The 22,487-nt window shown below is 71.2% G+C and carries 28 protein-coding genes and 1 tRNA gene; 25 read left to right on the plus strand and 4 right to left on the minus strand.

Translation table 11 applies throughout. The features are described 5' to 3' along the window. Window positions 1–85 precede the first annotated feature (85 nt). The 4 genes from desA to ACFOSY_RS07600 are packed head-to-tail and all read left to right on the plus strand — an operon-like array spanning window position 86 to window position 5,106. Window positions 86–1,528, plus strand: coding sequence for a lysine decarboxylase DesA (gene desA / locus ACFOSY_RS07585; RefSeq protein ID WP_394305956.1), 1,443 nt, complete (start codon window positions 86–88; stop codon window positions 1,526–1,528). Continuing rightward, window positions 1,512–2,798, plus strand: coding sequence for a lysine N(6)-hydroxylase/L-ornithine N(5)-oxygenase family protein (locus tag ACFOSY_RS07590; RefSeq protein ID WP_394305957.1), 1,287 nt, complete (start codon window positions 1,512–1,514; stop codon window positions 2,796–2,798). Before desA ends, ACFOSY_RS07590 begins: the two co-directional genes overlap by 17 nt. Continuing rightward, window positions 2,795–3,337 carry a GNAT family N-acetyltransferase gene (locus ACFOSY_RS07595; RefSeq protein WP_394305958.1) on the plus strand — a complete coding sequence of 181 codons (543 nt, stop codon included), beginning with the start codon at window positions 2,795–2,797 and terminating at the stop codon, window positions 3,335–3,337. The genes ACFOSY_RS07590 and ACFOSY_RS07595 overlap by 4 nt, the downstream gene beginning before the upstream one ends. After that, on the plus strand, window positions 3,334–5,106 hold the full coding sequence (locus tag ACFOSY_RS07600) for an IucA/IucC family protein (protein WP_394305959.1): 1,773 nt from the start codon (window positions 3,334–3,336) through the stop codon (window positions 5,104–5,106). The genes ACFOSY_RS07595 and ACFOSY_RS07600 overlap by 4 nt, the downstream gene beginning before the upstream one ends. 147 nt (window positions 5,107–5,253) lie before the next feature. Here ACFOSY_RS07600 and ACFOSY_RS07605 read toward each other — a convergent pair whose 3' ends face one another. After that, window positions 5,254–6,879 carry a beta-N-acetylhexosaminidase gene (locus ACFOSY_RS07605; RefSeq protein WP_394305960.1) on the minus strand — a complete coding sequence of 542 codons (1,626 nt, stop codon included), beginning with the start codon at window positions 6,877–6,879 and terminating at the stop codon, window positions 5,254–5,256. Window positions 6,880–6,969: 90 nt separating this feature from the next. Between ACFOSY_RS07605 and ACFOSY_RS07610 the strand changes: the two genes are divergently transcribed. The 3 genes from ACFOSY_RS07610 (at window position 6,970) to glmS (ending at window position 10,049) form a co-directional block, all read left to right on the plus strand. Further along, on the plus strand, window positions 6,970–7,863 hold the full coding sequence (locus ACFOSY_RS07610) for a DUF4429 domain-containing protein (protein WP_394305961.1): 894 nt from the start codon (window positions 6,970–6,972) through the stop codon (window positions 7,861–7,863). A 98-nt stretch (window positions 7,864–7,961) separates the two neighbouring features. Beyond that, window positions 7,962–8,219: a hypothetical protein gene (locus ACFOSY_RS07615; protein ID WP_006131553.1), complete on the plus strand. Its 258-nt coding sequence runs from the start codon at window positions 7,962–7,964 to the stop codon at window positions 8,217–8,219. Between the two features lie 12 nt (window positions 8,220–8,231). Continuing rightward, window positions 8,232–10,049, plus strand: a complete 1,818-nt coding sequence (glmS, locus tag ACFOSY_RS07620) for a glutamine--fructose-6-phosphate transaminase (isomerizing) (RefSeq protein ID WP_394305962.1) — start codon at window positions 8,232–8,234, stop codon at window positions 10,047–10,049. A gap of 170 nt (window positions 10,050–10,219) precedes the next feature. On the opposite strand, the gene ACFOSY_RS07625 is transcribed toward glmS, so the two are convergent. After that, a complete protein-coding gene (locus ACFOSY_RS07625; protein WP_225654121.1) occupies window positions 10,220–10,747 on the minus strand; it encodes a universal stress protein in 528 nt (175 codons plus the stop codon). A gap of 820 nt (window positions 10,748–11,567) precedes the next feature. Between ACFOSY_RS07625 and ACFOSY_RS07630 the strand changes: the two genes are divergently transcribed. The 4 genes from ACFOSY_RS07630 to ACFOSY_RS07645 all read left to right on the plus strand — a co-directional run bounded on the left by ACFOSY_RS07630 (window position 11,568) and on the right by ACFOSY_RS07645 (window position 15,133). Beyond that, window positions 11,568–12,803 (plus strand): helix-turn-helix domain-containing protein, encoded by a 1,236-nt coding sequence (locus ACFOSY_RS07630; protein WP_394305963.1) that lies wholly within the window; start codon window positions 11,568–11,570, stop codon window positions 12,801–12,803. A gap of 123 nt (window positions 12,804–12,926) precedes the next feature. Next, window positions 12,927–13,529, plus strand: coding sequence for an oligoribonuclease (gene orn / locus ACFOSY_RS07635; protein WP_394305964.1), 603 nt, complete (start codon window positions 12,927–12,929; stop codon window positions 13,527–13,529). A 120-nt stretch (window positions 13,530–13,649) separates the two neighbouring features. Then, window positions 13,650–13,722: transfer RNA gene (locus tag ACFOSY_RS07640), tRNA-His, on the plus strand. Between the two features lie 121 nt (window positions 13,723–13,843). Beyond that, window positions 13,844–15,133, plus strand: a complete 1,290-nt coding sequence (locus tag ACFOSY_RS07645; protein WP_394305965.1) for a tyrosine-type recombinase/integrase — start codon at window positions 13,844–13,846, stop codon at window positions 15,131–15,133. A gap of 60 nt (window positions 15,134–15,193) precedes the next feature. Here ACFOSY_RS07645 and ACFOSY_RS07650 read toward each other — a convergent pair whose 3' ends face one another. Beyond that, window positions 15,194–15,448, minus strand: coding sequence for a hypothetical protein (locus ACFOSY_RS07650; protein ID WP_394305966.1), 255 nt, complete (start codon window positions 15,446–15,448; stop codon window positions 15,194–15,196). A gap of 152 nt (window positions 15,449–15,600) precedes the next feature. Further along, a complete protein-coding gene (locus tag ACFOSY_RS07655) occupies window positions 15,601–16,041 on the minus strand; it encodes a hypothetical protein (protein WP_394305967.1) in 441 nt (146 codons plus the stop codon). Window positions 16,042–16,302: 261 nt separating this feature from the next. Here ACFOSY_RS07655 and ACFOSY_RS07660 point away from each other — a divergent pair, with 261 nt between their 5' ends. From ACFOSY_RS07660 to ACFOSY_RS07725, 14 genes are all read left to right on the plus strand, one after another. After that, a complete protein-coding gene (locus tag ACFOSY_RS07660) occupies window positions 16,303–16,590 on the plus strand; it encodes a helix-turn-helix domain-containing protein (RefSeq protein WP_394305968.1) in 288 nt (95 codons plus the stop codon). Beyond that, window positions 16,587–16,865 carry a helix-turn-helix domain-containing protein gene (locus ACFOSY_RS07665; protein ID WP_394305969.1) on the plus strand — a complete coding sequence of 93 codons (279 nt, stop codon included), beginning with the start codon at window positions 16,587–16,589 and terminating at the stop codon, window positions 16,863–16,865. Before ACFOSY_RS07660 ends, ACFOSY_RS07665 begins: the two co-directional genes overlap by 4 nt. Window positions 16,866–16,961: 96 nt before the next feature. After that, window positions 16,962–17,510, plus strand: a complete 549-nt coding sequence (locus ACFOSY_RS07670; protein ID WP_394305970.1) for a hypothetical protein — start codon at window positions 16,962–16,964, stop codon at window positions 17,508–17,510. After that, complete coding sequence (locus ACFOSY_RS07675) at window positions 17,507–18,073, plus strand: hypothetical protein (protein WP_394305971.1); 567 nt, start codon at window positions 17,507–17,509, stop codon at window positions 18,071–18,073. Before ACFOSY_RS07670 ends, ACFOSY_RS07675 begins: the two co-directional genes overlap by 4 nt. Continuing rightward, window positions 18,070–18,342, plus strand: a complete 273-nt coding sequence (locus ACFOSY_RS07680; RefSeq protein WP_394305972.1) for a hypothetical protein — start codon at window positions 18,070–18,072, stop codon at window positions 18,340–18,342. The genes ACFOSY_RS07675 and ACFOSY_RS07680 overlap by 4 nt, the downstream gene beginning before the upstream one ends. Beyond that, window positions 18,333–18,941 carry a hypothetical protein gene (locus tag ACFOSY_RS07685; protein WP_394305973.1) on the plus strand — a complete coding sequence of 203 codons (609 nt, stop codon included), beginning with the start codon at window positions 18,333–18,335 and terminating at the stop codon, window positions 18,939–18,941. Before ACFOSY_RS07680 ends, ACFOSY_RS07685 begins: the two co-directional genes overlap by 10 nt. Beyond that, window positions 18,941–19,156, plus strand: a complete 216-nt coding sequence (locus ACFOSY_RS07690; RefSeq protein ID WP_394305974.1) for a hypothetical protein — start codon at window positions 18,941–18,943, stop codon at window positions 19,154–19,156. Before ACFOSY_RS07685 ends, ACFOSY_RS07690 begins: the two co-directional genes overlap by 1 nt. After that, entirely contained in the window at window positions 19,153–19,698 is a 546-nt protein-coding gene (locus tag ACFOSY_RS07695; RefSeq protein WP_394305975.1) for a hypothetical protein, read from the plus strand. Before ACFOSY_RS07690 ends, ACFOSY_RS07695 begins: the two co-directional genes overlap by 4 nt. Further along, window positions 19,695–20,201: a hypothetical protein gene (locus ACFOSY_RS07700; RefSeq protein ID WP_394305976.1), complete on the plus strand. Its 507-nt coding sequence runs from the start codon at window positions 19,695–19,697 to the stop codon at window positions 20,199–20,201. Before ACFOSY_RS07695 ends, ACFOSY_RS07700 begins: the two co-directional genes overlap by 4 nt. Next, complete coding sequence (locus ACFOSY_RS07705; RefSeq protein ID WP_394305977.1) at window positions 20,198–20,434, plus strand: hypothetical protein; 237 nt, start codon at window positions 20,198–20,200, stop codon at window positions 20,432–20,434. Before ACFOSY_RS07700 ends, ACFOSY_RS07705 begins: the two co-directional genes overlap by 4 nt. Then, complete coding sequence (locus ACFOSY_RS07710) at window positions 20,431–20,955, plus strand: hypothetical protein (RefSeq protein ID WP_394305978.1); 525 nt, start codon at window positions 20,431–20,433, stop codon at window positions 20,953–20,955. The genes ACFOSY_RS07705 and ACFOSY_RS07710 overlap by 4 nt, the downstream gene beginning before the upstream one ends. A gap of 81 nt (window positions 20,956–21,036) precedes the next feature. Beyond that, window positions 21,037–21,741, plus strand: a complete 705-nt coding sequence (locus ACFOSY_RS07715; RefSeq protein ID WP_394305979.1) for a VWA domain-containing protein — start codon at window positions 21,037–21,039, stop codon at window positions 21,739–21,741. Continuing rightward, on the plus strand, window positions 21,738–22,061 hold the full coding sequence (locus ACFOSY_RS07720) for a hypothetical protein (protein ID WP_394305980.1): 324 nt from the start codon (window positions 21,738–21,740) through the stop codon (window positions 22,059–22,061). Before ACFOSY_RS07715 ends, ACFOSY_RS07720 begins: the two co-directional genes overlap by 4 nt. A 51-nt stretch (window positions 22,062–22,112) precedes the next feature. Beyond that, complete coding sequence (locus ACFOSY_RS07725; protein ID WP_394305981.1) at window positions 22,113–22,487, plus strand: hypothetical protein; 375 nt, start codon at window positions 22,113–22,115, stop codon at window positions 22,485–22,487.

The following is a 22,487-nucleotide window of genomic DNA, read 5'->3' on the forward strand; positions in this document are numbered from 1 at the left end:
GCCGAAAAGTTTGGTTAGGCTTACCTAAGTTCAACCGCGCTGGACCGCTCCCCGCACCGGCCCCGTCCCCACCGGAGGACCCCACATGCGCTCGCACCTGCTCAACGACACCACCACGGAGCACTACCGACGCTCCGTGACCGAAGGAGTCGAGCGGGTGGCCGCCAAACTCGCCGCCACCGACCGGCCGTTCACCGGCGTCACGGTCGACGACCTCGCCCCGCGCATCGACGCGATCGACCTCGACCAGCCGCTGCGCGACACCACCGCGGTGCTGGACGAACTGGAGGACGTCTATCTCCGGGACGCGGTCTACTTCCACCACCCCCGCTACCTCGCCCACCTCAACTGCCCCGTCGTCATCCCGGCCGTGCTCGGCGAGGCGGTGCTCTCCGCCGTCAACTCCTCCCTGGACACCTGGGACCAGTCGGCCGGCGGCACCCTGATCGAGCGGAAACTGATCGACTGGACGGCCGCCCGCATCGGCCTCGGCCCGGCCGCCGACGGCGTGTTCACCTCGGGCGGCACCCAGTCCAACCTCCAGGCGCTGCTGCTCGCCCGCGAGGAGACCAAGACCGAGGACCTGGCGAAACTGCGCGTCTTCGCCTCCGAGGTCAGCCACTTCAGCGTGCAGAAGTCCGCGAAGCTGCTCGGTCTCGGCCCGGAGGCCGTGGTGGCCGTCCCCGTCGACCACGACAAGCGGATGCAGACCGTCGCCCTCGCCCACGAGCTGGAGCGCTGCGCCGAGGCGGGCCTGGTCCCGATGGCGGTCGTCGCCACCGCCGGCACCACCGACTTCGGCTCCATCGACCCGCTGCCGGAGATCGCCGGCCTGTGCGAGCAGTACGGCGCCTGGATGCACGTGGACGCCGCGTACGGCTGCGGCCTGCTCGCCTCGCTGAAGTACCGGCACCGCATCGACGGCATCGAGTGCGCCGACTCGGTCACCGTCGACTACCACAAGTCCTTCTTCCAGCCGGTCAGTTCCTCGGCCGTGCTGGTGCGCGACGCGGCCACGCTGCGGCACGCCACCTACCACGCGGAGTACCTCAACCCGCGCCGCATGGTGACCGAGCGCATCCCCAACCAGGTCGACAAGTCCCTCCAGACCACCCGCCGCTTCGACGCGCTCAAGCTGTGGATGACGCTGCGCGTGATGGGCGCGGACGGCATCGGCGCCCTCTTCGACGAGGTGTGCGACCTGGCCGCCGAGGGCTGGAGGCTGCTGGCCGCCGACCCCCGTTTCGACGTGGTGGTCGAGCCCAGCCTGTCCACCCTGGTCTTCCGTTACATCCCGGCAGCCGTCACCGACCCCGCCGAGATCGACCGGGCCAACCTGTACGCCCGCAAGGCCCTGTTCGCCTCCGGCGACGCGGTGGTCGCGGGCACCAAGGTGACCGGCCGTCACTACCTGAAGTTCACCCTGCTCAACCCCGAGACCACGACGGCCGACATCACGGCCGTCCTCGACCTGATCGCCGGCCACGCCGAGCAGTACCTGGGAGAGTCCCTTGACCGCGCTTGCTGACACCACGGCCCACGACTTCGTGGCCATCGGGCTGGGCCCGTTCAACCTGGGGCTGGCCTGCCTGACCGAGCCCATCGACGAACTCGACGGCGTCTTCCTGGAGTCCAAGCCGGACTTCGAGTGGCACGCCGGGATGTTCCTGGACGGCGCCCACCTCCAGACGCCGTTCATGTCGGACCTGGTCACCCTCGCCGACCCGACGTCCCCGTACTCCTTCCTCAACTACCTGAAGGAGAAGGGCAGACTGTACTCGTTCTACATCCGGGAGAACTTCTACCCGCTGCGCGTCGAGTACGACGACTACTGCCGCTGGGCCGCCGCCCAGCTCGGCTCCGTCCGCTTCGGCACCACGGTCACCGAGGTCACCTGGGACGAGGCCGCCGAGGTGTACGTCGTGGCCACGGACACCGGCGCCACCTACCGCGGCCGGCACCTGGTGCTGGGCACCGGCACCGTGCCGTTCGTGCCGGAGCCCTGCCGCGGCCTGGAGGGCGGCCTCTTCCACAACGCGCGGTACGTGCAGCGCAAGGCGGAGCTGCTGACGAAGAAGTCGGTCACGATCGTCGGCAGCGGGCAGAGCGCCGCCGAGATCTACTACGAGCTGCTGTCCGAGATCGACGCCCACGGCTACCAGCTCAACTGGGTCACGCGCTCCCCGCGGTTCTTCCCGCTGGAGTACACCAAGCTGACCCTGGAGATGACGTCCCCGGACTACATCGACTACTTCCGCGCGCTGCCCGAGGACACCCGCTACCGGCTGGAGAAGCAGCAGAAGGGCCTTTTCAAGGGCATCAACTCGGACCTGATCGACGCGATCTTCGACCTGCTGTACCAGAAGAACGTGGAGAGCGGCGGCCGCGGCGTGCCCACCCGGCTGCTCACCAACTCCTCCCTCACCACCGCCCGGTACGAGGACGGCACGTACACGCTCGGCTTCCGCCAGGACGAGCAGGGCAAGGACTTCGAGATCGCCACCGAGGGCCTGGTGCTGGCGACCGGCTACCACTACGAGCAGCCCGCCTTCCTGGAGCCGGTGCGCGACCGGCTGCGCTTCGACGGCCACGGCCGCTTCGACGTCGCCCGCAACTACGCGATCGACGTCACCGGGCGCGGCGTGTTCCTCCAGAACGCGGGCGTCCACACGCACAGCATCACCAGCCCCGACCTGGGCATGGGCGCCTACCGCAACGCCTCCATCATCCGGGAGCTGCTGGGCGCCGAGTACTACCCGGTCGAGAAGAGCATCGCCTTTCAGGAGTTCGCCGTATGAGCGCCATCGGCCCGTTCACCGTCCGCCCGCTCGACCCGCTTCAGGACGCGGAGCTGCTGCACCGCTGGGTGACGCACCCCAAGGCGGCGTTCTGGATGATGCAGGACGCGACGCTCCCGGACGTCGAACGCGAGTACATGCGGATCGCCGCCCACGAGCACCACCACGCCTTTCTCGGCCTGCACGACGGCGAACCCGCCTTCCTGATGGAGAAGTACGACCCCCGGTACGTCGAACTCGTCGGGCTCTACGAGCCCGAGCCCGGTGACGTCGGCATGCACTTCCTGGTCGCCCCCACCGACCGCCCCGTCCACGGCTTCACCCGCGCCGTCATCACCGCCGTGATGGAGGAGCTGTTCGCCGACCCGGCCACCCGCCGGGTCGTGGTGGAGCCCGACGTCGGCAACAAGGCCGTGCACGCCCTGAACGAGGCCGTGGGCTTTGAACCCGAGCGGGAGATCGACAAGCCGGAGAAGCGCGCGCTGCTGAGCTTCTGCACGCGTGAACAGTTCGAGGCCGCCCGAGGAGTGTCCGTATGACCCTGTCCGACGCCGTGGCGCATCTGTCCCCCCACCGCTGGGCGCGGGCCAACCGTCTGCTGATCCGCAAGGCGCTCGCCGAGTTCGCGCACGAGCGGCTCGTCACGCCGGAACCGGCCGGCGACGGCCGGTACGTCGTCCGCAGCGACGACGGCGGGACCCGCTACACGTTCACGGCCACGCTGCGCGGCCTGGACCACTGGCAGGTCGACGCCGGCTCGATCACCCGCCACCGCGGCGACGCCGAACTCGAGCTCGCCGCACTGGACTTCTTCATCGAGCTGCAGAAGTCCCTGGGACTGAGCGACGAGATCCTGCCGGTGTACCTGGAGGAGATCTCCTCCACCCTCTCCGGCACCTGCTACAAGCTGACCAAGCCGCAGGTCACCTCGGCCGAGCTGGTCGACGCCGGTTTCCAGGCGATCGAGACCGGCATGACCGAGGGCCACCCCTGCTTCGTCGCCAACAACGGGCGGCTCGGCTTCGGCGTGCACGAGTACCTCAGGTACGCCCCGGAGGCCGCGAACCCGGTGAGGCTGGTGTGGCTCGCCGCCCACCGCTCCCGCGCCGCGTTCACGGCGGGCGCCGGCATCGACTACGAGTCCTTCGTCCGCCAGGAGCTGGGCGAGGCGACCGTCGAACGGTTCCACGACGTCCTGCGCGCCCAGGACCTGGACCCCGCCGACTACCTGCTCATACCCGTCCACCCCTGGCAGTGGTGGAACAAGCTGTCCGTCACCTTCGCCGCCGAGGTGGCCCGCCGGCACCTGGTGTGCCTGGGCGAGGGCGACGACGAGTACCTGGCGCAGCAGTCCATCCGCACCTTCTTCAACCGGTCGCACCCGCAGAAGCACTACGTGAAGACGGCCCTGTCCGTCCTCAACATGGGCTTCATGCGGGGCCTGTCCGCCGCCTACATGGAGGCGACCCCGGCCATCAACGACTGGCTGGCCCGCCTGATCGACAACGACCCGGTGCTGCGGTCCACGGGACTGTCGGTCATCCGCGAGCGCGCCGCCGTGGGCTACCGGCACCTGGAGTACGAGCAGGCCACCGACCGCTACTCGCCGTACCGGAAGATGCTGGCGGCGCTGTGGCGGGAGAGCCCGGTGACGTCCCTGGAGGAGGGCGAGTCGCTCGCCACCATGGCGTCCCTGGTCCACGTCGACCACGAGGGCCGGTCCTTCGCGGCCGCCCTGATCGAGCGCTCCGGGCTGGCCCCGGCCGAGTGGCTGCGCCGCTACCTGCGGGCCTACTACGTCCCGCTGCTGCACAGCTTCTACGCCTACGACCTGGTGTACATGCCGCACGGCGAGAACGTCATCCTGGTCCTGGAGGACGGCGTCGTGAAGCGCGCGATCTACAAGGACATCGCCGAGGAGATCGCGGTGATGGACCCGGACGCGGTGCTGCCGCCGGAGGTGTCCCGCATCCGCGTCGAGGTCCCGGACGACACCAAGCTGCTGTCGATTTTCACGGACGTCTTCGACTGCTTCTTCCGCTTCCTCGCGGCGAACCTCGCCGAGGAGGGCGTGCTCGACGAGGACGGCTTCTGGCGGACGGTCGCGGAGGTCACCCGCGCCTACCAGGCGTCGGTGCCGGAGCTGGCGGACAAGTTCGCCCGGTACGACATGTTCGCCCCGGAGTTCGCCCTGTCCTGCCTGAACCGCCTCCAGCTGCGCAACAACAGGCAGATGGTCGACCTGTCGGACCCGTCGGGCGCCCTCCAGCTCATCGGCACCCTGAAGAACCCGCTGGCGGCGTTCTGACCCAGTGCGGACCAAGCCCCCCGGAGTACGGTCCCCGGGGGGCTTGGTCACCGGAGGGCTTGGTCACCGCCCCTCAGGGTCGACACCCCTAGGGGCGCGGGGAACTGCGCGACAAGCCCCCACCGGCCCGCAGCCCGCCAACTGCCGTCACTCCCAAGGCACCTGAGGCGACCGGTAAAAACTCACCCCCATCGCCTCCCACCGGGGCCCCTGCCCCGCAAGCCGCGACCGATACGACTCCCAGTCGTGCGTCCCCGCCGGGGACCACCCCAGCTCCGCGATCCCCGGCAGCCGCGGGAACGCCATGAACTCCAGCTCCCCGGCCTCGTCGAGCGTCTCCGTCCACAGCGGCGCCTCGACACCCCGCACCGCGGACTCCGGCACGCCCTCCAGATACGCGCCCGGGTCCCAGTCGTAGGACCGCCGCACCTCGACGTACCCGGCCCAGGACAGCCCCAGCGGCGTGTTCGCGTCGTACTTCATGTCCATGTACGCCCGGTCGGCCGGCGACAGGATCAGTCCGGTGCCGTTCCGCGCCGCCTCGGCGACCCGCTCCTTCTCCGCCGCGCCTGTGCCGTCGAGGCCCCAGTACTGGGCGAGCGCCCCCTTCGCCGGGGTGGCCCCGGTCAGCTGGTGCCAGCCCACGACCGTCTTGCCGTACCGGGCGACGACCGGCTGGACCCGCTCCATGAAGGCCACGTACTCCTCGTGCGGGGTGGAGTGCGCCTCGTCGCCGCCGATGTGCAGATAGCGGCCGGGCGTGAGCGCGGCGATCTCCCGCACGACGTCCTCGACGAAGTCGTACGTGACCTCCTTGCCGACGCACAGCGAGCTGAAGCCGACCTGGGTGCCGGTGTAGAGCGGCGGCGCCACTCCGTCGCAGTTCAGCTCGGCGTAGGAGGCGAGGGCCGCGTTGGTGTGGCCCGGCATGTCGATCTCGGGGACGACCTCCAGATACCGGGAGGCCGCGTACCGCACGATCTCGCGGTAGTCGTCCTTGGTGTAGAAACCGCCGGGGCCGCCGCCGACCTCGGTGGAGCCGCCGTAGGCCGCGAGCCGCGGCCAGGAGTCGATCGCGATGCGCCAGCCCTGGTCGTCGCTCAGATGCAGATGCAGCTTGTTGAGCTTGTAGAGGGCGATCCGGTCGATGTAGCGCTTGACCTCGTCGACGGAGAAGAAGTGCCGGGAGACGTCGAGCATGGCGCCGCGCCAGCCGAAGCGCGGGCTGTCGGTGACGGTGCCGCCCGTCACCAGCCACGGTCCCGGCTGCCGGGTGCGCCGCTCCACGTCCGCCGGGAGCAGCTGCCGCAGCGTCTGGACGCCGTGGAACAGCCCGGCGGGCCCGGCGGCGGTCAGGGTGATCCCGGAGGGGCCGCTGCGCAGCCGGTAGCCCTCGCTGCCGTAGGGACCCTCGGCGACGCGCAGGCGGATGCCTCCGGTGCCGCGGTCGGTGACGGGCAGCGGATAGCCGGTGGAGGGCCGCAGGACGCCCGCGAGGTACTCGCCGACCCCGCGGGCCTCACGGGGGCCGTCGACGCGGATACGGGTCTTCTCCGTGATGCGGTAGGGGCGTCCGCCGGGGTCCACGGACGCGGGGGCGGGGATCACCCGGTCCAGCGGGACGGGCGAGCGCCCCGAAGCGGTCCCGGGGGCCGGGCCCCGGGCGGGGGTCGCCGCGACCGTGGCGGCTCCCACCGCCACGACGAGCAGCAGGGACCCGAGCAGCCGGGTGGTGCGGGGAGTCGTTCCGTGGTGCCGTCGTTGCCGTCTCACACGTGCTCCCTTCTCAACTCCTGTCCCCTGTAAGGGAACCCGGAATGGGTATAGACCACTCTCCCGCAGATCCGGTGAAACAATCCCCCCATGGCGGAAATCATCCAGAAGGACGGGTCGTGGACGTTCGACGGGGAGACCCTGCGTCTGACGCCCGGCCGGGACAAGAACGTCGGTCTGCTGCGCCGGACGCTGGGTGAACTGGCCGTGCCGCTGGAGGCGTTGGCGGGCATCTCGCTGGAGCAGGGCAAGAGGTCGGGGCGGCTCAGGCTGCGGCTGCGCGACGGCGCCGACCCCCTGTTGCACGCGACCGGGGGCCGACTCACCGAGCCGCACGACCCGTACCAGCTGAGCGTGGAGTCCGACCGCTACGGCGTCGCCGAGTACTTCACGGAGGAGGTCCGCACCGCGCTGCTGCTGGAGCAGGTCCCGTCGGGACCGGTGACCGCCTATCTGCTGCCCGGCCCGCCCCTGCCGCTGTCCGTGTCCGCCGGGGACGGCACGGTGAGCTTCGACGGGGAGCGGGTCCGGCTGGAGTGGAACTGGAAGACGGAGGACGCCAAGGCCGCCGCGGGACCCCGCACCCTGGCGGCGGCGGACCTGGAGGGCGTGGACTGGCAGCCGGCCGCGGGGCTGGAGAACGGCCACCTGCGTTTCCTCGTGCGCCACGCCCCCACCAAGGTCCCGGCGAAGTACGACCCGAACGCGGTGGAGCTGTGGGGCTTCAAGAAGGACCCGCTGATGGCACTGGTGGCCGCCGCCGTGCAGGCCCGCCTGCCGCACCCGTCCACGCCCGCCGCCCCGGCCGCACTGGAGGGCCCGCCCGCCCCCGAGGCCGACCGGTCCGCGCCGCCCGGGCGCGCCGAGGACGATCACGACGCGCTGCTGCGCCGGCTGCGGGAGCTGGGCGAGCTGCACCGGTCCGGGGTCCTCACCGACGAGGAGTTCACCCTCGCCAAGCAGGCGATCCTGAAGCGTATGTAAGAGTCACCGGGCGGGGCATGTAAGAGTCACCCGGCAAGGCCTGCCCGAAATCGGGCACGTTTCTTGCGAAACCGTCGCCGGTACTCCAGGATCATCGGGTGCACGACGAACTTGTCGATCATCTGACGCGGTCCACGCCCCTCAGCCGGGGCGAGGCGCTGCGTGTGATCCAGGACGTGCTCGCCTACTTCGACGAGACGACCGAGGAGTACGTCCGTCGCCGCCACCGCGAGCTCCAGGCCCAGGGCCTGGTGAACGCGACGATCTTCCAACGGATCGAGGCGGACCTGAGATACCGCGCGGTGGCGCCGCCCGAGCTCTCGCTCCGGCAGCTGCGCCGCATCGTCTACGGCTAGGAACATACCTGTATGTGCGGAATCGTCGGTTACATCGGCAGGCGTGAGGTCGCCCCCCTGCTGCTCGAGGGCCTCCAGCGCCTGGAGTACCGCGGCTACGACTCGGCGGGCATCGCCGTGACCTCCCCGAAGACGGGGACCCTGAAGACGGTCAAGGCCAAGGGCCGGGTCCGCGACCTGGAGGCCAAGGTCCCGGCGCGCTTCAAGGGCACCACCGGCATCGCCCACACCCGCTGGGCCACGCACGGCGCCCCGTCCGACGTGAACGCCCACCCGCACCTGGACGCCGAGGGCAAGGTCGCCGTCGTCCACAACGGCATCATCGACAACGCCGCCGACCTGCGCCGCAAGCTGGAGGCGGACGGCGTCGAGTTCCTCTCCGAGACCGACACCGAGGTCCTGGTCCACCTCATCGCCCGCTCGACGGCCGAGAAGCTCGAGGACAAGGTCCGCGAGACGGTCCGCCTGATCGAGGGCACCTACGGCATCGCCGTGCTGCACGCCGACTTCCCGGACCGCATCGTCGTCGCCCGCAACGGCTCCCCGGTCGTCCTCGGCATCGGCGAGAAGGAGATGTTCGTCGCCTCGGACATCGCCGCGCTGGTCGCCCACACCCGCCAGATAGTCACCCTCGACGACGGCGAGATGGCCACCCTCAAGGCCGACGACTTCCGCACCTACACCACGGAGGGCACGCGCACCACCGCCGAGCCCACCACCGTGGAGTGGGAGGCCGCCTCCTACGACATGGGCGGCCACGACACGTACATGCACAAGGAGATCCACGAGCAGGCCGAGGCCGTGGACCGCGTGCTGCGCGGCCGGATCGACGACCGCTTCTCCACCGTGCACCTGGGCGGCCTCAACCTGGACGCCCGCGAGGCCCGCCGCATCCGCCGCGTGAAGATCCTCGGCTGCGGCACCTCGTACCACGCCGGCATGATCGGCGCGCAGATGATCGAGGAGCTCGCGCGCATCCCCGCCGACGCCGAGCCGGCCTCCGAGTTCCGCTACCGCAACGCGGTCGTCGACCCCGACACCCTGTACGTCGCGGTCTCCCAGTCCGGTGAGACGTACGACGTCCTCGCGGCCGTCCAGGAGCTCAAGCGCAAGGGCGCGCGCGTCCTCGGCGTGGTCAACGTGGTGGGCTCCGCGATCGCCCGCGAGGCGGACGGCGGCGTCTACGTGCACGCGGGCCCGGAGGTCTGCGTCGTCTCCACCAAGTGCTTCACCAACACCACGGTCGCCTTCGCGCTGCTCGCCCTGCACCTGGGCCGCACCCGCGACCTCTCCGTCCGCGACGGCAAGCGGATCATCGAGGGCCTGCGCCGCCTCCCCGCCCAGATCTCCGAGATGCTGGAGCAGGAGGAGGAGATCAAGAAGCTGGCGCTGGAGTACGCCGAGGCCCGCTCGATGCTCTTCATCGGCCGCGTCCGGGGCTACCCGGTGGCCCGCGAGGCCTCCCTGAAGCTCAAGGAGGTCTCGTACATCCACGCCGAGGCCTACCCGGCCTCCGAGCTGAAGCACGGCCCGCTGGCCCTGATCGAGCCGGCCCTTCCCACGGTGGCGATCGTCCCGGACGACGACCTGCTGGAGAAGAACCGCGCGGCCATGGAGGAGATCAAGGCCCGCAGCGGCCGGATCGTCGCCGTGGCGCACCAGGAGCAGGAGAAGGCGGACCACACGATCGTGGTCCCCAAGAACGAGGACGAGCTGGACCCGATCCTCATGGGCATCCCCCTCCAGCTCCTCGCCTACCACACGGCCCTGGCCCTGGGCCGCGACATCGACAAGCCCCGCAACCTCGCCAAGTCGGTCACGGTCGAATAAGCCGCTGGTTCCCTGCGGGGCGCGGGGCCTTGTCGACCGGCCGGTCGAACAGCACACCTAGGGGCGCGGGGAACTGCGCGACCAGCCCCCCACGCACCCGCACGGGCCGTACAACGAGAACGGGGCCCCTGTGTTGCCACAACACAGGGGCCCCGCTACTCACACCCACGTCATGGAATGACAACAACCGGCCGCTGCGCCCGCTTCGCCAGCCTCCCCGCAACCGACCCGAAAAGCCGCCCCACGATCCCGTGGGTAGAACCCACGACAATCGCATCGGCGGAGTACTCCCGCCCCACCTCTTCGAGTTCATGGCAGATGTCCCCGCCCCGCTCGACGAGGATCCACGGCACCTCGGCCAGATAGTCCGCGCAGGCCAGCTCGAGCCCCAGCACCTCCGTGCGGTGGTCCGGGACGTCCACGAAGACCGGCGGCTCGCAGCCCGCCCACACCGTGGTGGGCAGCCGGTTGGCGACGTGGACGATGATCAGACCGGAACCGGAGCGCCGCGCCATGCCGATGGCGTACGCGAGGGCCCGTTCGCTGGACGTGGACCCGTCGAAGCCGACGACCACCCCGTGCCGGAAGGCGGGGTCGCACGCGTGACGTGAGTCCTCCGCCGCCAGGGGTTCGGACGCCGTCGGATCGGCGACCGGCCGCTTGCGGTCCGCGGGTTCGAAGAATTCGTGACCGGCCATGGCTGTCTCGGGGTTGTGATCCTTGTGTGGGACGACAGTGTGCGGCGGAGCTGTGTCCGGGAAGTGCCTTCCCAACCCCATACCCCCAAGGGTACGGCGGCACGCCTCCGTGGCCCAGATCCCGCGCGAACCGGGAGGCGGGTTCCCCGGAGCATGCACGAGGGTCCGCCCACGACGCAACGGTTGCTGGCCTGTACAGGCGGTTTGCGGGGTATTCGCTTGACATCCGAACCATCCGGACCGGCGACCCGCCCGCGGCCGGCCCCCGAGGACGACCTCCTCCCCCGGGCCGCGTCCGGCTTCCTGCCCGCCCCCGCGGTGACGCCCGCCATCGCACGCCCGTCACCGCGTCGCGACCGGCGCCCGTGTCACGCGCGCCCGGCGCCCGCTCCACACGCGGGCGCACGCCCCGCGGGACGGCGGAAGCTCACCGGCCGGTTGACCGGTTTCCGCACCCCCACCCGTCTCTTTTCAGCCAACTTCCGGTTCTCGCGCACCCCGTGCCGTGACCGCCCCCCAACCCCCGTTCCACCTGCACGGAAAGGACCGCGCGGGCCCCGCGCACCCTACGTGCTTTGGCCACCGCGACGAGGCGCACTTCCCTGCACGGCGCGCGAGTGCAACGCTTCGTGATCGAATGCTTCACGCCAAGTTGCCAAGTCGACAATGCACCGAGTGCCGAACTGGCCACCGGTGCGCGACGGGACACAGTAGATTCGATCTTGACTGTCTTACGGCGGGGGACTCGTGCAGGACCGAGGGGAAACGTGCAGGAGCGACACAACCGAGGAGCCGCGACCACCGAGGGGGGCTTAGCAGGATGAGCCACGACTCCACTGCCGCGCCGGAAAACGCGGCCCGGAAACTCTCCGGGCGCCGCCGCAAGGAGATCGTCGCGGTGCTGCTGTTCAGCGGCGGCCCCATTTTCGAGAGTTCCATACCGTTGTCGGTGTTCGGGGTTGACCGCCAGGACGCCGGCGTGCCGCGCTACCGCCTGCTGGTGTGCGGCGGCGAAGAGGGCCCGCTGCGGACCACGGGGGGCCTGGAACTCACCGCGCCACACGGCCTGGAGGCGATATCCCGGGCGGGCACCGTCGTGGTGCCGGCCTGGAGATCGATCACCTCCCCGCCGCCGGAGGAGGCCCTGGACGCGCTGCGCCGGGCCCATGAGGAGGGTGCCCGCATCGTCGGGCTGTGCACCGGCGCCTTCGTCCTCGCGGCGGCGGGCCTGCTGGACGGCCGGCCCGCGACCACCCACTGGATGTACGCGCCGACGCTGGCCAAGCGCTATCCGTCGGTGCACGTCGATCCACGCGAGCTGTTCGTGGACGACGGCGACGTGCTGACGTCCGCGGGCACCGCGGCCGGCATCGACCTGTGTCTGCACATCGTGCGCACGGACCACGGCAACGAGGCGGCCGGCGCGCTCGCCCGGCGCCTGGTGGTCCCGCCGCGCCGCAGCGGCGGCCAGGAGCGCTACCTCGACAGGTCTTTACCGGAGGAGATCGGCGCCGACCCGCTCGCCGAGGTCGTCGCCTGGGCGCTGGAGCACCTCCACGAGCAGTTCGACGTGGAGACGCTCGCCGCCCGCGCGTACATGAGCCGCCGCACCTTCGACCGCCGTTTCCGCTCGCTGACCGGCAGCGCGCCGTTGCAGTGGCTGATCACGCAGCGGGTGCTCCAGGCGCAGCGCCTGCTGGAGACGTCGGACTACTCGGTGGACGAGGTGGCGGGACGCTGCGGCTTCCGCTCGCCGGTCGCGCTGCGCGGGCACTTCCGGCGCCAGCTCGGCTCGTCCCCGGCCGCCTACCGGGCCGCGTACCGGGCCCGGCGTCCGCAGTCCGAGCGGGGCCAGGACACCGAGACCGCGCCGGGCGCGCCGTCGGGCGGCCTCCCGGCCGGCCGGCCGGAGACCGCGGGGCATCATCCGGTGCCGCAGCTGCATCCGGACGGCGGGGTTCCGCACCAGTCGCGCCGTCCGGCGGCGGCCGGCGCGCTGGGGGCGTCCCTGACCGCGTCGGCGCCGGGCGTCCCGGGACAGCGCGGCGTGCACTGAGGTGACCGGCGTGAGGGCCGGAGGCCGTGTGCCTCCGGCCCTCACGGCTGTGCGGAAAGATCTGGGGAATCCCCGCTTCACCACCCGGTCCGGCCCGGCGTCACGCACCGTAGGGTGAGACACATGAACGATCGCATGGTGTGGATCGACTGCGAGATGACCGGCCTCTCGCTGTCGGACGACGCGCTCATCGAGGTGGCCGCCCTCGTCACCGACTCGGAGCTGAACGTGCTCGGCGAGGGAGTCGACATCGTCATCCGCCCGCCGGAGCGGGCCCTGGAGACGATGCCGGAGGTGGTGCGCGCGATGCACACGGCGTCGGGGCTGCTGGACGAGCTGCCGAACGGCACGACGCTGGAGGACGCAGAGGAGCGGGTCCTCGCCTACATCCGGGAACACGTCAAGGAGCCCGGCAAGGCGCCCCTGTGCGGGAACTCCGTCGGCACCGACCGCGGCTTCCTGCTGCGCGACATGCCGACCCTGGAGAACTACCTGCACTACCGGATCGTCGACGTGTCCAGCGTGAAGGAGCTGGCCCGCCGCTGGTACCCGCGGGCGTACTTCAACAGCCCGGAGAAGAACGGCAACCACCGGGCGCTCGCCGACATCCGCGAGTCCATCGCGGAGCTGCGCTACTACCGCGAGGCGGTCTTCGTGCCGCAGCCGGGACCCGACTCCGACACCGCGAAGAAGATCGCGGCGAAGTACGTCCTGCCTGCTCAGTAGGGGTGCCGAGGGGGCTCGAGGGGGCCGCGCGGAAAGGCCGTGCGCGAGCACCCCTTCGGGCCCTGTACACTTTTTCTCGGCCGGTCGGGGAAGTCACTGATCTCCCGGAAACAGGCCGTGGTGGGTGTAGCTCAGCTGGTAGAGCACCTGGTTGTGGTCCAGGATGTCGCGGGTTCAAGTCCCGTCACTCACCCTGAATGATCAAGGGCTGACCTGTGTAAACGGGTCAGCCCTTCGTCATGCCCGGACCCTTTGGGAACAGTTGGGAACACGGGGCCCTGTTGGACGCCCGATTCGGGCCGTATCTTCCCTCCATGGCGAGCATCGTGGAGCGCCCGAAGAAGTCGGGCGACAGCACCTTTCAGGTGAAGTGGCGGCAGGACGGCAGCTGGCAGACCGAGAACTTCGGCGGCGAGCTGGGCCAGGCGCAGGCCGATCAGTTCAAGCAGCTGGTCGAGGCGCACGGGAACCGGTGGCCGCACGGCTGGGTGAAGGGCCACGGCTTCGTCGAGCCGGACACCCACCCCGACGACGTCGAGCTGGTCGCCTACGCGCACCGGTACGCCGACAACCTCACCGGCATCGACGAGCGCACACGCCGCGACTACAAGCGCGACATCGACCGGCACTTCGCCGGGGCCCTCCTCGTCCACGGCGACGGCCGTGAGGAGCGCCTGGGCGGCCTCGTGCATACGCCCGCGGGTGGCGGGCCGTCGGTGCCCGCGACGGTGTGCAACGTGACCGAGGACGACATCAAGGCATGGGTGCGCAGCCAGGAGCAGGGCGTGCCGGACCCGGGGCAGGAGGGGCAGTGGCTGCGCAGGCCGGCCCGTCCCAAGTCGATCGCCAACCGGCACGGGTTGCTGTTCTGCGTGTTCCAGGCCGCGGTCGATGCGGCCGCCCCGCTGCGGTCGGACAACCCCTGCAAGCGGACCAGGCTGCCGCGGCAGGACGACGGCATCGAGGAGGAGATGACGTTCCTCGAGCACGACGAGTACGCGCGGATCTCCGCGTGCCTGCGGGAGATCGACGAGGACGCGGCGGACCTCGCCGACTTCCTCGTCGGCACAGGGCTGCGGTGGGGTGAGGCGACCGCTCTGCAGGCGCGAGACGTGAACCTGACCCGGCGGACGATCAGCATCCAGCGGGCGTGGAAGCGGTGCGACGACGCGGTGTTCAAGCTCGGCCCGCCGAAGACGAAGAAGGGCAGGCGGGTCCTGGCGCTGTCGGAGGGTCAGGTGGAGATGCTGCGCCGGCACCTGGCCGGGCGGCAGCCGGAGGACTTCGTGTTCCGGGGCGGGATGGGCAAGGCGTGGCGGCACGCGAACTTCTACAACCGGAAGTGGAAGAAGGCCTGCGACGAGGCGATCCGGCGGGGGCTGACGAAGCGGCCGCGGATCCATGATCTGCGGCATACGCATGTGGCGTGGCTGATCGAGAAGAACATTCCGCTGCCCGCGATCCAGGCGCGGCTGGGGCATGAGTCGATCACGACGACGGTGGACCGGTACGGGCACCTGGTGCGGGCGCTGGACGGGGAGATCGCCGCGGCTGTCGAGGCGGCGATGGGCGGGCCGGCGCCGCGGGCGCTGCAGGCGGTGTGACATGACGGCGGGGCCGCGCGGTGTGCGCGGCCCCGGGTCTGATGGATCAGTTCGCCTGTGTCAGACGGTCTGGTGTCGGCCTTGCCAGTTCTGGAGCCAGAGGCCTTTGCCGGATATGTGCGACAGGTAGTCGCGCATCTCGGCGAGGCACTCCGGCGTCATGGCCCCTTCGGAGACGAGCCACACGAGGCGGCCCTCCTTCTCGGCGGGGACCACGGCGCGGCCGCCTGGGAGATCTGGCACGAACTGTATGTCGATGCGCGCCTGGCGCAGCTGGCATTTGCTCTTCTTCGCGGACTCCCCCGAGTCGCCCATGCTCAGGCCCCCTTGCGTGAACGGCGCACCCACGCTCCCCCGTGGGCATGGGTGCCTATAGCGAGTGAATATGCCGCTTCCCAGGCGGATCACCGACTGTGCCACACGGCCGAACCCGTGACCAGAGTGAACGTGAAAGTAACTCTGTGTACTCAGCCCTGGCCAGAGGTTGAGCGTGGGGGCGTGTCCTCGAGGACGACGTCCGCCAGCTTGGCCAGGCGCTCGAGCTTGTCGTCATCCATCTCGTCGATGCGGGCGACCAACACCCTTGCCTTTTCAGACCTGTTCCAGCGTTCGGCGATGTAGCCCTGGTACTGGGCGGCGACCGCGCGCTGCACGGCGGTCAGCGGCAGGCGGAAGGCGGCGGCGAGGGCGCGGCACTGCTGCTCGCTGGGGGCGCGGGCGACCTGGTTCTTGAGCAGGTTCTCGAGGGTGCCGCGCTTGTAGAGGGGGCCGGCCTCGGGGTGCTGGGGGTCGACGGTGGCGTCGGCTGCGGTCCGGATGGACAGGCCGAGCTCGGCCATGCGGTCGCGCAGCAGGTCCGACAGGTCGGTCCTGTCGGTGCCCTCGTGGGCCTGGTCGGCCGTCATCATCTCGTCTCCCGGTCACGTAGGCCGTGGGGTGCCCAAGTGGCGCATGGTGCAGCTGATGCATCCGCCCTGGTCAAGCGGTCAACCACCCACGTTACATGGCCATAGTGTCCAGGAATTTGGGACCCCCGCGCCAGTAGGCCTCTGAGACTTGACCAAAACCTGCACAACCAGGGTGTCCAACAATTCTGGACAGGCTGCCCAATGGTGTGCCACTCTGGGACTGCCCAACTTTTCTGGACGCACTGCCCAAGAGGTATGCACGTGACGCGAGAACCCAGATACGCCCTGCTCAAGCCGCACACGCTGCGCGATCTCATGGGCCGTACCGGAGACGGTTCCGAGATCAGCGGCCGTGCTCTGGCCCGAGAGGTCGGTGTCCCGCACGGCACGATCGAGGGACTGCTCAACGGCAAGACCACGACGCAGCCGGCCTCGGTGGCCCGCGCCATATGCCGGGTCATCGGCATCGACGTCGGGTGCCTGTGGGCCGAGACCGGCCGCAAGGTCCCCGACGAGACGGCCGGCGAGGCGAGCGGGGTGACGGCATGACCGAGCGCTTCGACTACGCCGCAGCCGCCGAGCAGCTCCCCGGCGTCTCCGAGACCTGGCTCCGTCGGCACATCAAGCGGCTGCCGCACACGAAGGCCGGCCGCGCCGTGTACTTCACGGCCGCCGACCTCGAGCGGATCGACCAGCTCTTCCACCACGAGCCGAGCACCGGCCCCCTGGCCACCGCCCCGGCCCCCACGGCGACGGGCAAGCACCCGCTCGCCAGCCTGCGCCCCCTGCCGCGCCGCGGCCAGGCGCTCACCCACGCCTCCTGACACACGCAAACGGGGCCGCCGCAGACCCTGCCCGGTCCGCACGACCCCGTCGCTCGAGGCGTCACCTCACATCACTCACTCTGAAATGAGGCACACGTGGAACAGGCTACCCACGCCACCACGCCGACCACCACCACCGCCGTGCTCGGCCCCGACCGCCGCTCCTACGAGCGGGCGAGAACCCTCACCGACCACATCGTCGAGCAGGTCCCCACCCTGCCGAACGCCGCCGAGGTCCACCGCAGCTTCGCCCTCGACACCTTCGAGGCGCGTATCCACTTCGGCGCCGGGCTCACCGCCGGCCGCGGCGTCCTCGAGACCGCCGCCCTCACCGACACCGAGGTCACCCGCGAGGACAAGCACGACGCCCGCGGCCAGCTCACCGGTGTCTGGATCGGGCTGCGCACCGTCGTCGACGGCGTCCCCCTCAGCGCCTGGGCGCTGACCAGCGAGGCCGACGCCGACCAGCTGCTGCCCACCGAGGACACCAGCAACAGCGGCGACGACAGCCAGACGGAGTCGGACACCGAGGTCACCCAGCCGCTGCCCACCGTCGGCACCGGCCCCGGCGACGTCGTCATCCCCGCCGTCATCCCGGTCACCCCGCTCTCCGCCAAGGCGCAGGGACAGGAGGCCGGCGAGTGAGCCGCGACCTGCAGCACCGGCTGCACTCCCGCCTCGAGCTCGCCACGCAGATGCTCGACCTGCCGCTCACCGCCCAGCACCTCGAGGCCCTGGCCGTCGAGCTCACCCCCGCCGTCAAGGCGCTGCTCGCCGAGCAGGCCGACGTCCAGGCCTCCGCCGCGCCCGTCGGGTACGCGGTCGTCGAGACCGAGGGTGTGCGCACCACGACGTACGCCCAGTGCACCTCCCGCATCGACGTCAACGTCGACGAGGACTCCCCGGCCGCGTTACTCGCCGCCACCTTCCGCACCCGGCAGCCGGACGTCACCGCCACCGACGTCCCCTCCGCCACCTACCTCGGCCTCACCGTGCACCCCCAGTCGCTGCACGCCTGGGCCTGGTGGGTCGAGCGGCTCCACCTGGACCCGGCCGCGCTGACCCGGCGGGACTCCTCGGTCTACGGCATCGGCCACGTCGACGGCGTCGCCGTCCACGTCCGCGGCGAAGGCGTGCCCGAGCTGATGACCGACGAATCCGCCGCCCGCCTGATGGGCCTGCTCGCCGAGACCGAGCCCGCGTCATGAGCGCCACCGCCGCGTCCGCCGCGGACTGGCTGCGCGCCGGCGGTATCGGCGCCGGAGCGTGGGTGGTCCTCGCCGTCCTGGTGAAGGCCGCCGCCGACCGGCCCGCCCCGCCCCGCCCGGAGGCCCCGGCCATCGAGGCGCCGCCGCGCCCCGCGTACCCGCCGTCCACCGGCCGGCACGCGGGCGACGCCGCCCCCGACGAGACCCGCCTCCTCGCCGCGCCCGCCGCGCCCGTCTCCCTGAGGAAGAGGCAGCCCGCATGGACCTGATCACCGAGACCTACCTCGGGTGGGACGAGGTCACCCACACCACCGACTGCCCCAGCCCCGTGTGGGACGAGGTCGACATCCGCCGCACCGAGGGCGTGCGTCCCCGCACCGCCCACGACGCACCGCACGCCTGCACCAGCGACGGCTGCACCCACGCCGACACCTTCGGCCGCGTGCAGCTGCGGCTGCTGTGCCGGGACTGCGACACCGTCGTCTTCGTCGGCGGCGAGGCCCTCACCGAGACCCGCAGCAACACGAGCCGTACCGGCTGGGGCCAGCGCCCCACCCAGCACGGCGGCGTGTGGCTGTGGCCCGGCCGGCCGACCATCCCCGGCGGCGAGCCGCACCAGTACCTCGTCACCCTGCAGGCCGCCGCCCTCACCCACGACCTGCTGTACGGGATCATCACCGGCTACCACGACGCCTCCGGCGCCCAGCGGTGGATCGCCGGCGCCTACCCGAACGCCGACGGCGCGCACCAGATCTGCACGCTGCGCTGGGCCTACGCCTCGAACGGCCTCGACTCCATAGACGAAGCAGTCGCGTTCATCGACGGCACCATCCGCAACCCGCAGCGGGCCGTGGTGGTGAGCTTCTGATGGCCACCCGCCTCGTCCGCTTCCTCACCTGCAACAAGCCCGGCTGCCGTGCGCGCTTCGTCCACGGCACCCACCGCGACCTCACGCCGGCGACCGTGCTCCGGCACAACGCCCGCGCTGCCGGGTGGTCGGAGAAGGACGGCGGCGACTACTGCCCCAGCCACCAGCCGTGGCCTGGCATCAAGGCGTGGGCCGGACAGGGGGCCGGGCAGTGACCTCCCGTACCGACGTCATCGCCCGCGTCCTGCGCCGCCCGCGGCTGAAGCGCCCGGTCCTCGCGCACGAGCTGCGCCAGATGGTCCAGGGACTCGGCACCGGCACGGACGTGGAGTGGACGGCGACCGTGCCGCAGCTGGCCGAGGCCATCGACTCCGAGCTCACCAAGCAGGAGCAGCGGGAGCAGAAGGACACCCGACGGGGCAGCCAGCCCCGGCCGGGCGGGTCCACTGCTCGCGCCGAACTCCTCGCCGTCCTGCAGGAGTCCGGCTACAACGAGGCCGCCGCCCTCGACCTCGTCGCCCGGGCGTTCCGCGAGCCGCACACCGACCCGCCGGACCTTGAGTTCCGCGAGACCCGCGCCGGCGGCCACGCCCTGCTCGTCGAGTACGGGGACTGCGAGCTCCTCGGCTCCTGCCAGTGCGGCCGCCGCCTCGGCCGGGTCACCCCGGACAAGCCGATCGACCACCTGGCCGGCCTGTGGGAGCGCCACACCATGACCGAACTTCCCGACCCTGCCACCTCGATCGGAGCGTCATGACCACCCATCGGATCCTGCCCCACGACCCGTACATCGAGGCCGTCACCGAGGCACTCACCGGCGCCGGCCTCCGGCTCGAGCAGGTCGACGTCCGCGACTCCGAGACTCAGGGCACGCACTGCTACCTGGACGCCGTCCTCACCCTGACCCCGGAGGCCTCCGGCATCGACCAGGACACCTGGCCGCACGGCCTGATCCTGATCTGGGAATGGCACACCGGCCACGAGGCGCCCTGGGAACCGGAGCGCGGCCCGGTCTGGAAGTTCGCCGAGCTCCAGGACCACGGCAGCAACGCCTACCCGACGGACCTCCCGGTGCTCGGCTACGCCAGCCCGGAGGCCGTCGTCGAGGCCACGCGCAAGGTCCTCGCCGGAGAGATCCGCCCCTACCCCTACATCCCCACCGTGCACGAACAGGGCTGGACCGGCGGCGTCATCGGCAGCTCCTGGGAGAAGGCCGACGAGCTCGAGGCCGCCTGCGCCGCCTGGGACACCGACGAGTGACCAGGCGCCGCCCCCGGGCGTGCGAGTCGCTGGCCCTCCCCCACGCGCTCACGTACGCCCGCCTCTACCTCAACGGCTGGCGGTGCGCCCGGCATACGCCCGCCGCTGAGAAGGGCCAGCCCGAGACCCCGCCCGGGCCGGGCTGGCCCATCCACCGCCAGTCCCCACATGGCACCGATCCCGAGGCCGCCGACCCCACCGGCGCCGAGACCGACAAGGACGTCACCACATGAGCAGCATCCCGTCCCCGGCCGACCTCGCCCGCCGCCCCGCACCCAAGCCGCCGACCCGGCCCACGCCCGCCCCGGCGGCACAGAAGACCGACGCCCGCCCGCCGCTGCCGCAGCGGCCGAAGCCGCCGCTCACCGCCGCCGAGGCCATCGCCCCCGGCAAGCTCACCAAGCGGGAGCACTTCCGCAAGACGTTCCTCTTCGGCCTGCGCGTCAGCCGCATGACACCCCACGCCCGGCTCGTCGGCCACGACCTGCTGTGGCGCGCCAGCCACGCGACTGGCCGTCTCTCCACCGATCTGCAGCCGACCACGGAGTCCCTCGCCAAAGCGACCGGGCTGACCGTCGCCCAGGTGCAGGTCGCGCTCAGCACCCTGCGCTCCCGCGGCTGGCTCAAGTACCACGCCGTCGAGCAGGGCCGCCGCCGCGCCGGCACCCCGGTGATCACGCTCACGATCCCCGCCGCCGTCCTCGAGCACATCCGCGCCAGCCGCACCGACCGGGAGCAGCGGCTCGGCCGCTGACCCACCGACAGCCGGGCGGGCGCTGACCACGCCGCGCCCGCCCGGCGCACCAACCCGCAACCCACCGTGAAGGACACCATCGTGATCTCCCTGAGCAAGGTCGAGGAGCAGGCCCCGGGTCTGGTCAGCCTCGCGAAGACCGCCGCCGTCAGCCTCACCAAGCACGGCCTCGCCGGACAGCGCGCCGCCGTCTACCTCGTCATCGACCGCTCGTACTCGATGCACCCCTACTACCGCGACGGCAGCGTGCAGCACCTCGCCGAGCAGGCCCTCGGCCTGTCCGTCAACCTCGACGACGACGGCATCGTGCCGCTGGTCATGTTCGACTCCCGCCCCTACCCGGTGGTCGGCGTGCACCTGGCCGACTACCAGGGCGTCATCGCCGAGCAGCACCAGCTCCACGGCGGCGAGCGGACCATGGGCGGCACCCACTACACCCTCGCCATGCACCAGGTCGTCGAGCACTACCGCACGTCCGGCGCCACCGACCCCGCCCTGGTGATCTTCCAGACCGACGGCGCCCCGCAGGACCAGAGCGACACCCAGGTCCGCCTCGCCATGGCCTCCAAGCTCCCCATCTTCTGGGCATTCGTCGGCTTCGGCCCGCGCGAGGTCGCCTTCCTCAAGCGGCTCGACACCCTGCCCGGCCGCCTCGTCGACAACGCCTCCTACTTCCACGCCGGCGCCCGCCCGCAGGACATCCCCGACAGCCAGCTGTACGACGGCATCACCGGCGAGTTCGCCACCTGGCTGCCCGCCGCCCGCGCCGCCGGGGTCCTCGCATGACCCGCTCTTACCCCGCGCTGCGCCGGGCCCTCGCCGGGGTCGGCGCCGGCCTCACCGCGGTGGCGCTGCTGCTGACCGTGTCCTGCACCGACAGCACGTCCGGCCCGGCCGGCCGAGTCGTCGGCAAGGAGCGGGAGTTCGAGTGTCACACCGAGCGCACCGGCACCGGCACGAAGAAGCAGACCCGGCAGGTGTGCGGCTGGGAGTACGAGCTCACCACCCGCGACAAGGACGGCCAGGAGCACGAGTTCGAAGTGCCCCTCTACGTCTACCGCGACTGCCGCCACAACTCCGCCTACCCCTCCTGCATCGACCGCTGACCCACCCCGAGGCCGCGCCCACCGCGCCGCCCTTACCCCGAGGAGACCCTCATGCATCTCAGGCGCACCGCACCCAGTCAGCTGTTCGTCGTCAGCGGCGGCGGCGCAGGCCTGGTCCCCGAGCTGCCCTGCGAGCACGGCCTGCCCTCCGTCTCCCTGCACCTGTTCTCGCAGAGCGGCAAGGACATCGGGATCGTGCTCCCCACTTGCGCCGCCGCCCAGCTCTTCGGCGCCGTGGCCGCGTTCCTCGAGGTGCACGTGAACAAGGAGACCGCCGACGAGTTCGTCCAGCACCTGACCGAGGCGCGCGCGGCCGCCGCCCTCGAGCTGCACACCGCGAAGCAGGCGGCGGAGGCCGCGTGCTGCGAGGCCGGCCTCAACTCTCAAGGCCGCGAGCACACCTGCCACACCACCCCGTCCGCCTGA

The sequence above is a fragment of the Streptomyces lusitanus genome (assembly GCF_042647945.1).
Classification (GTDB): Bacteria; Actinomycetota; Actinomycetes; order Streptomycetales; family Streptomycetaceae; genus Streptomyces; species Streptomyces pseudogriseolus.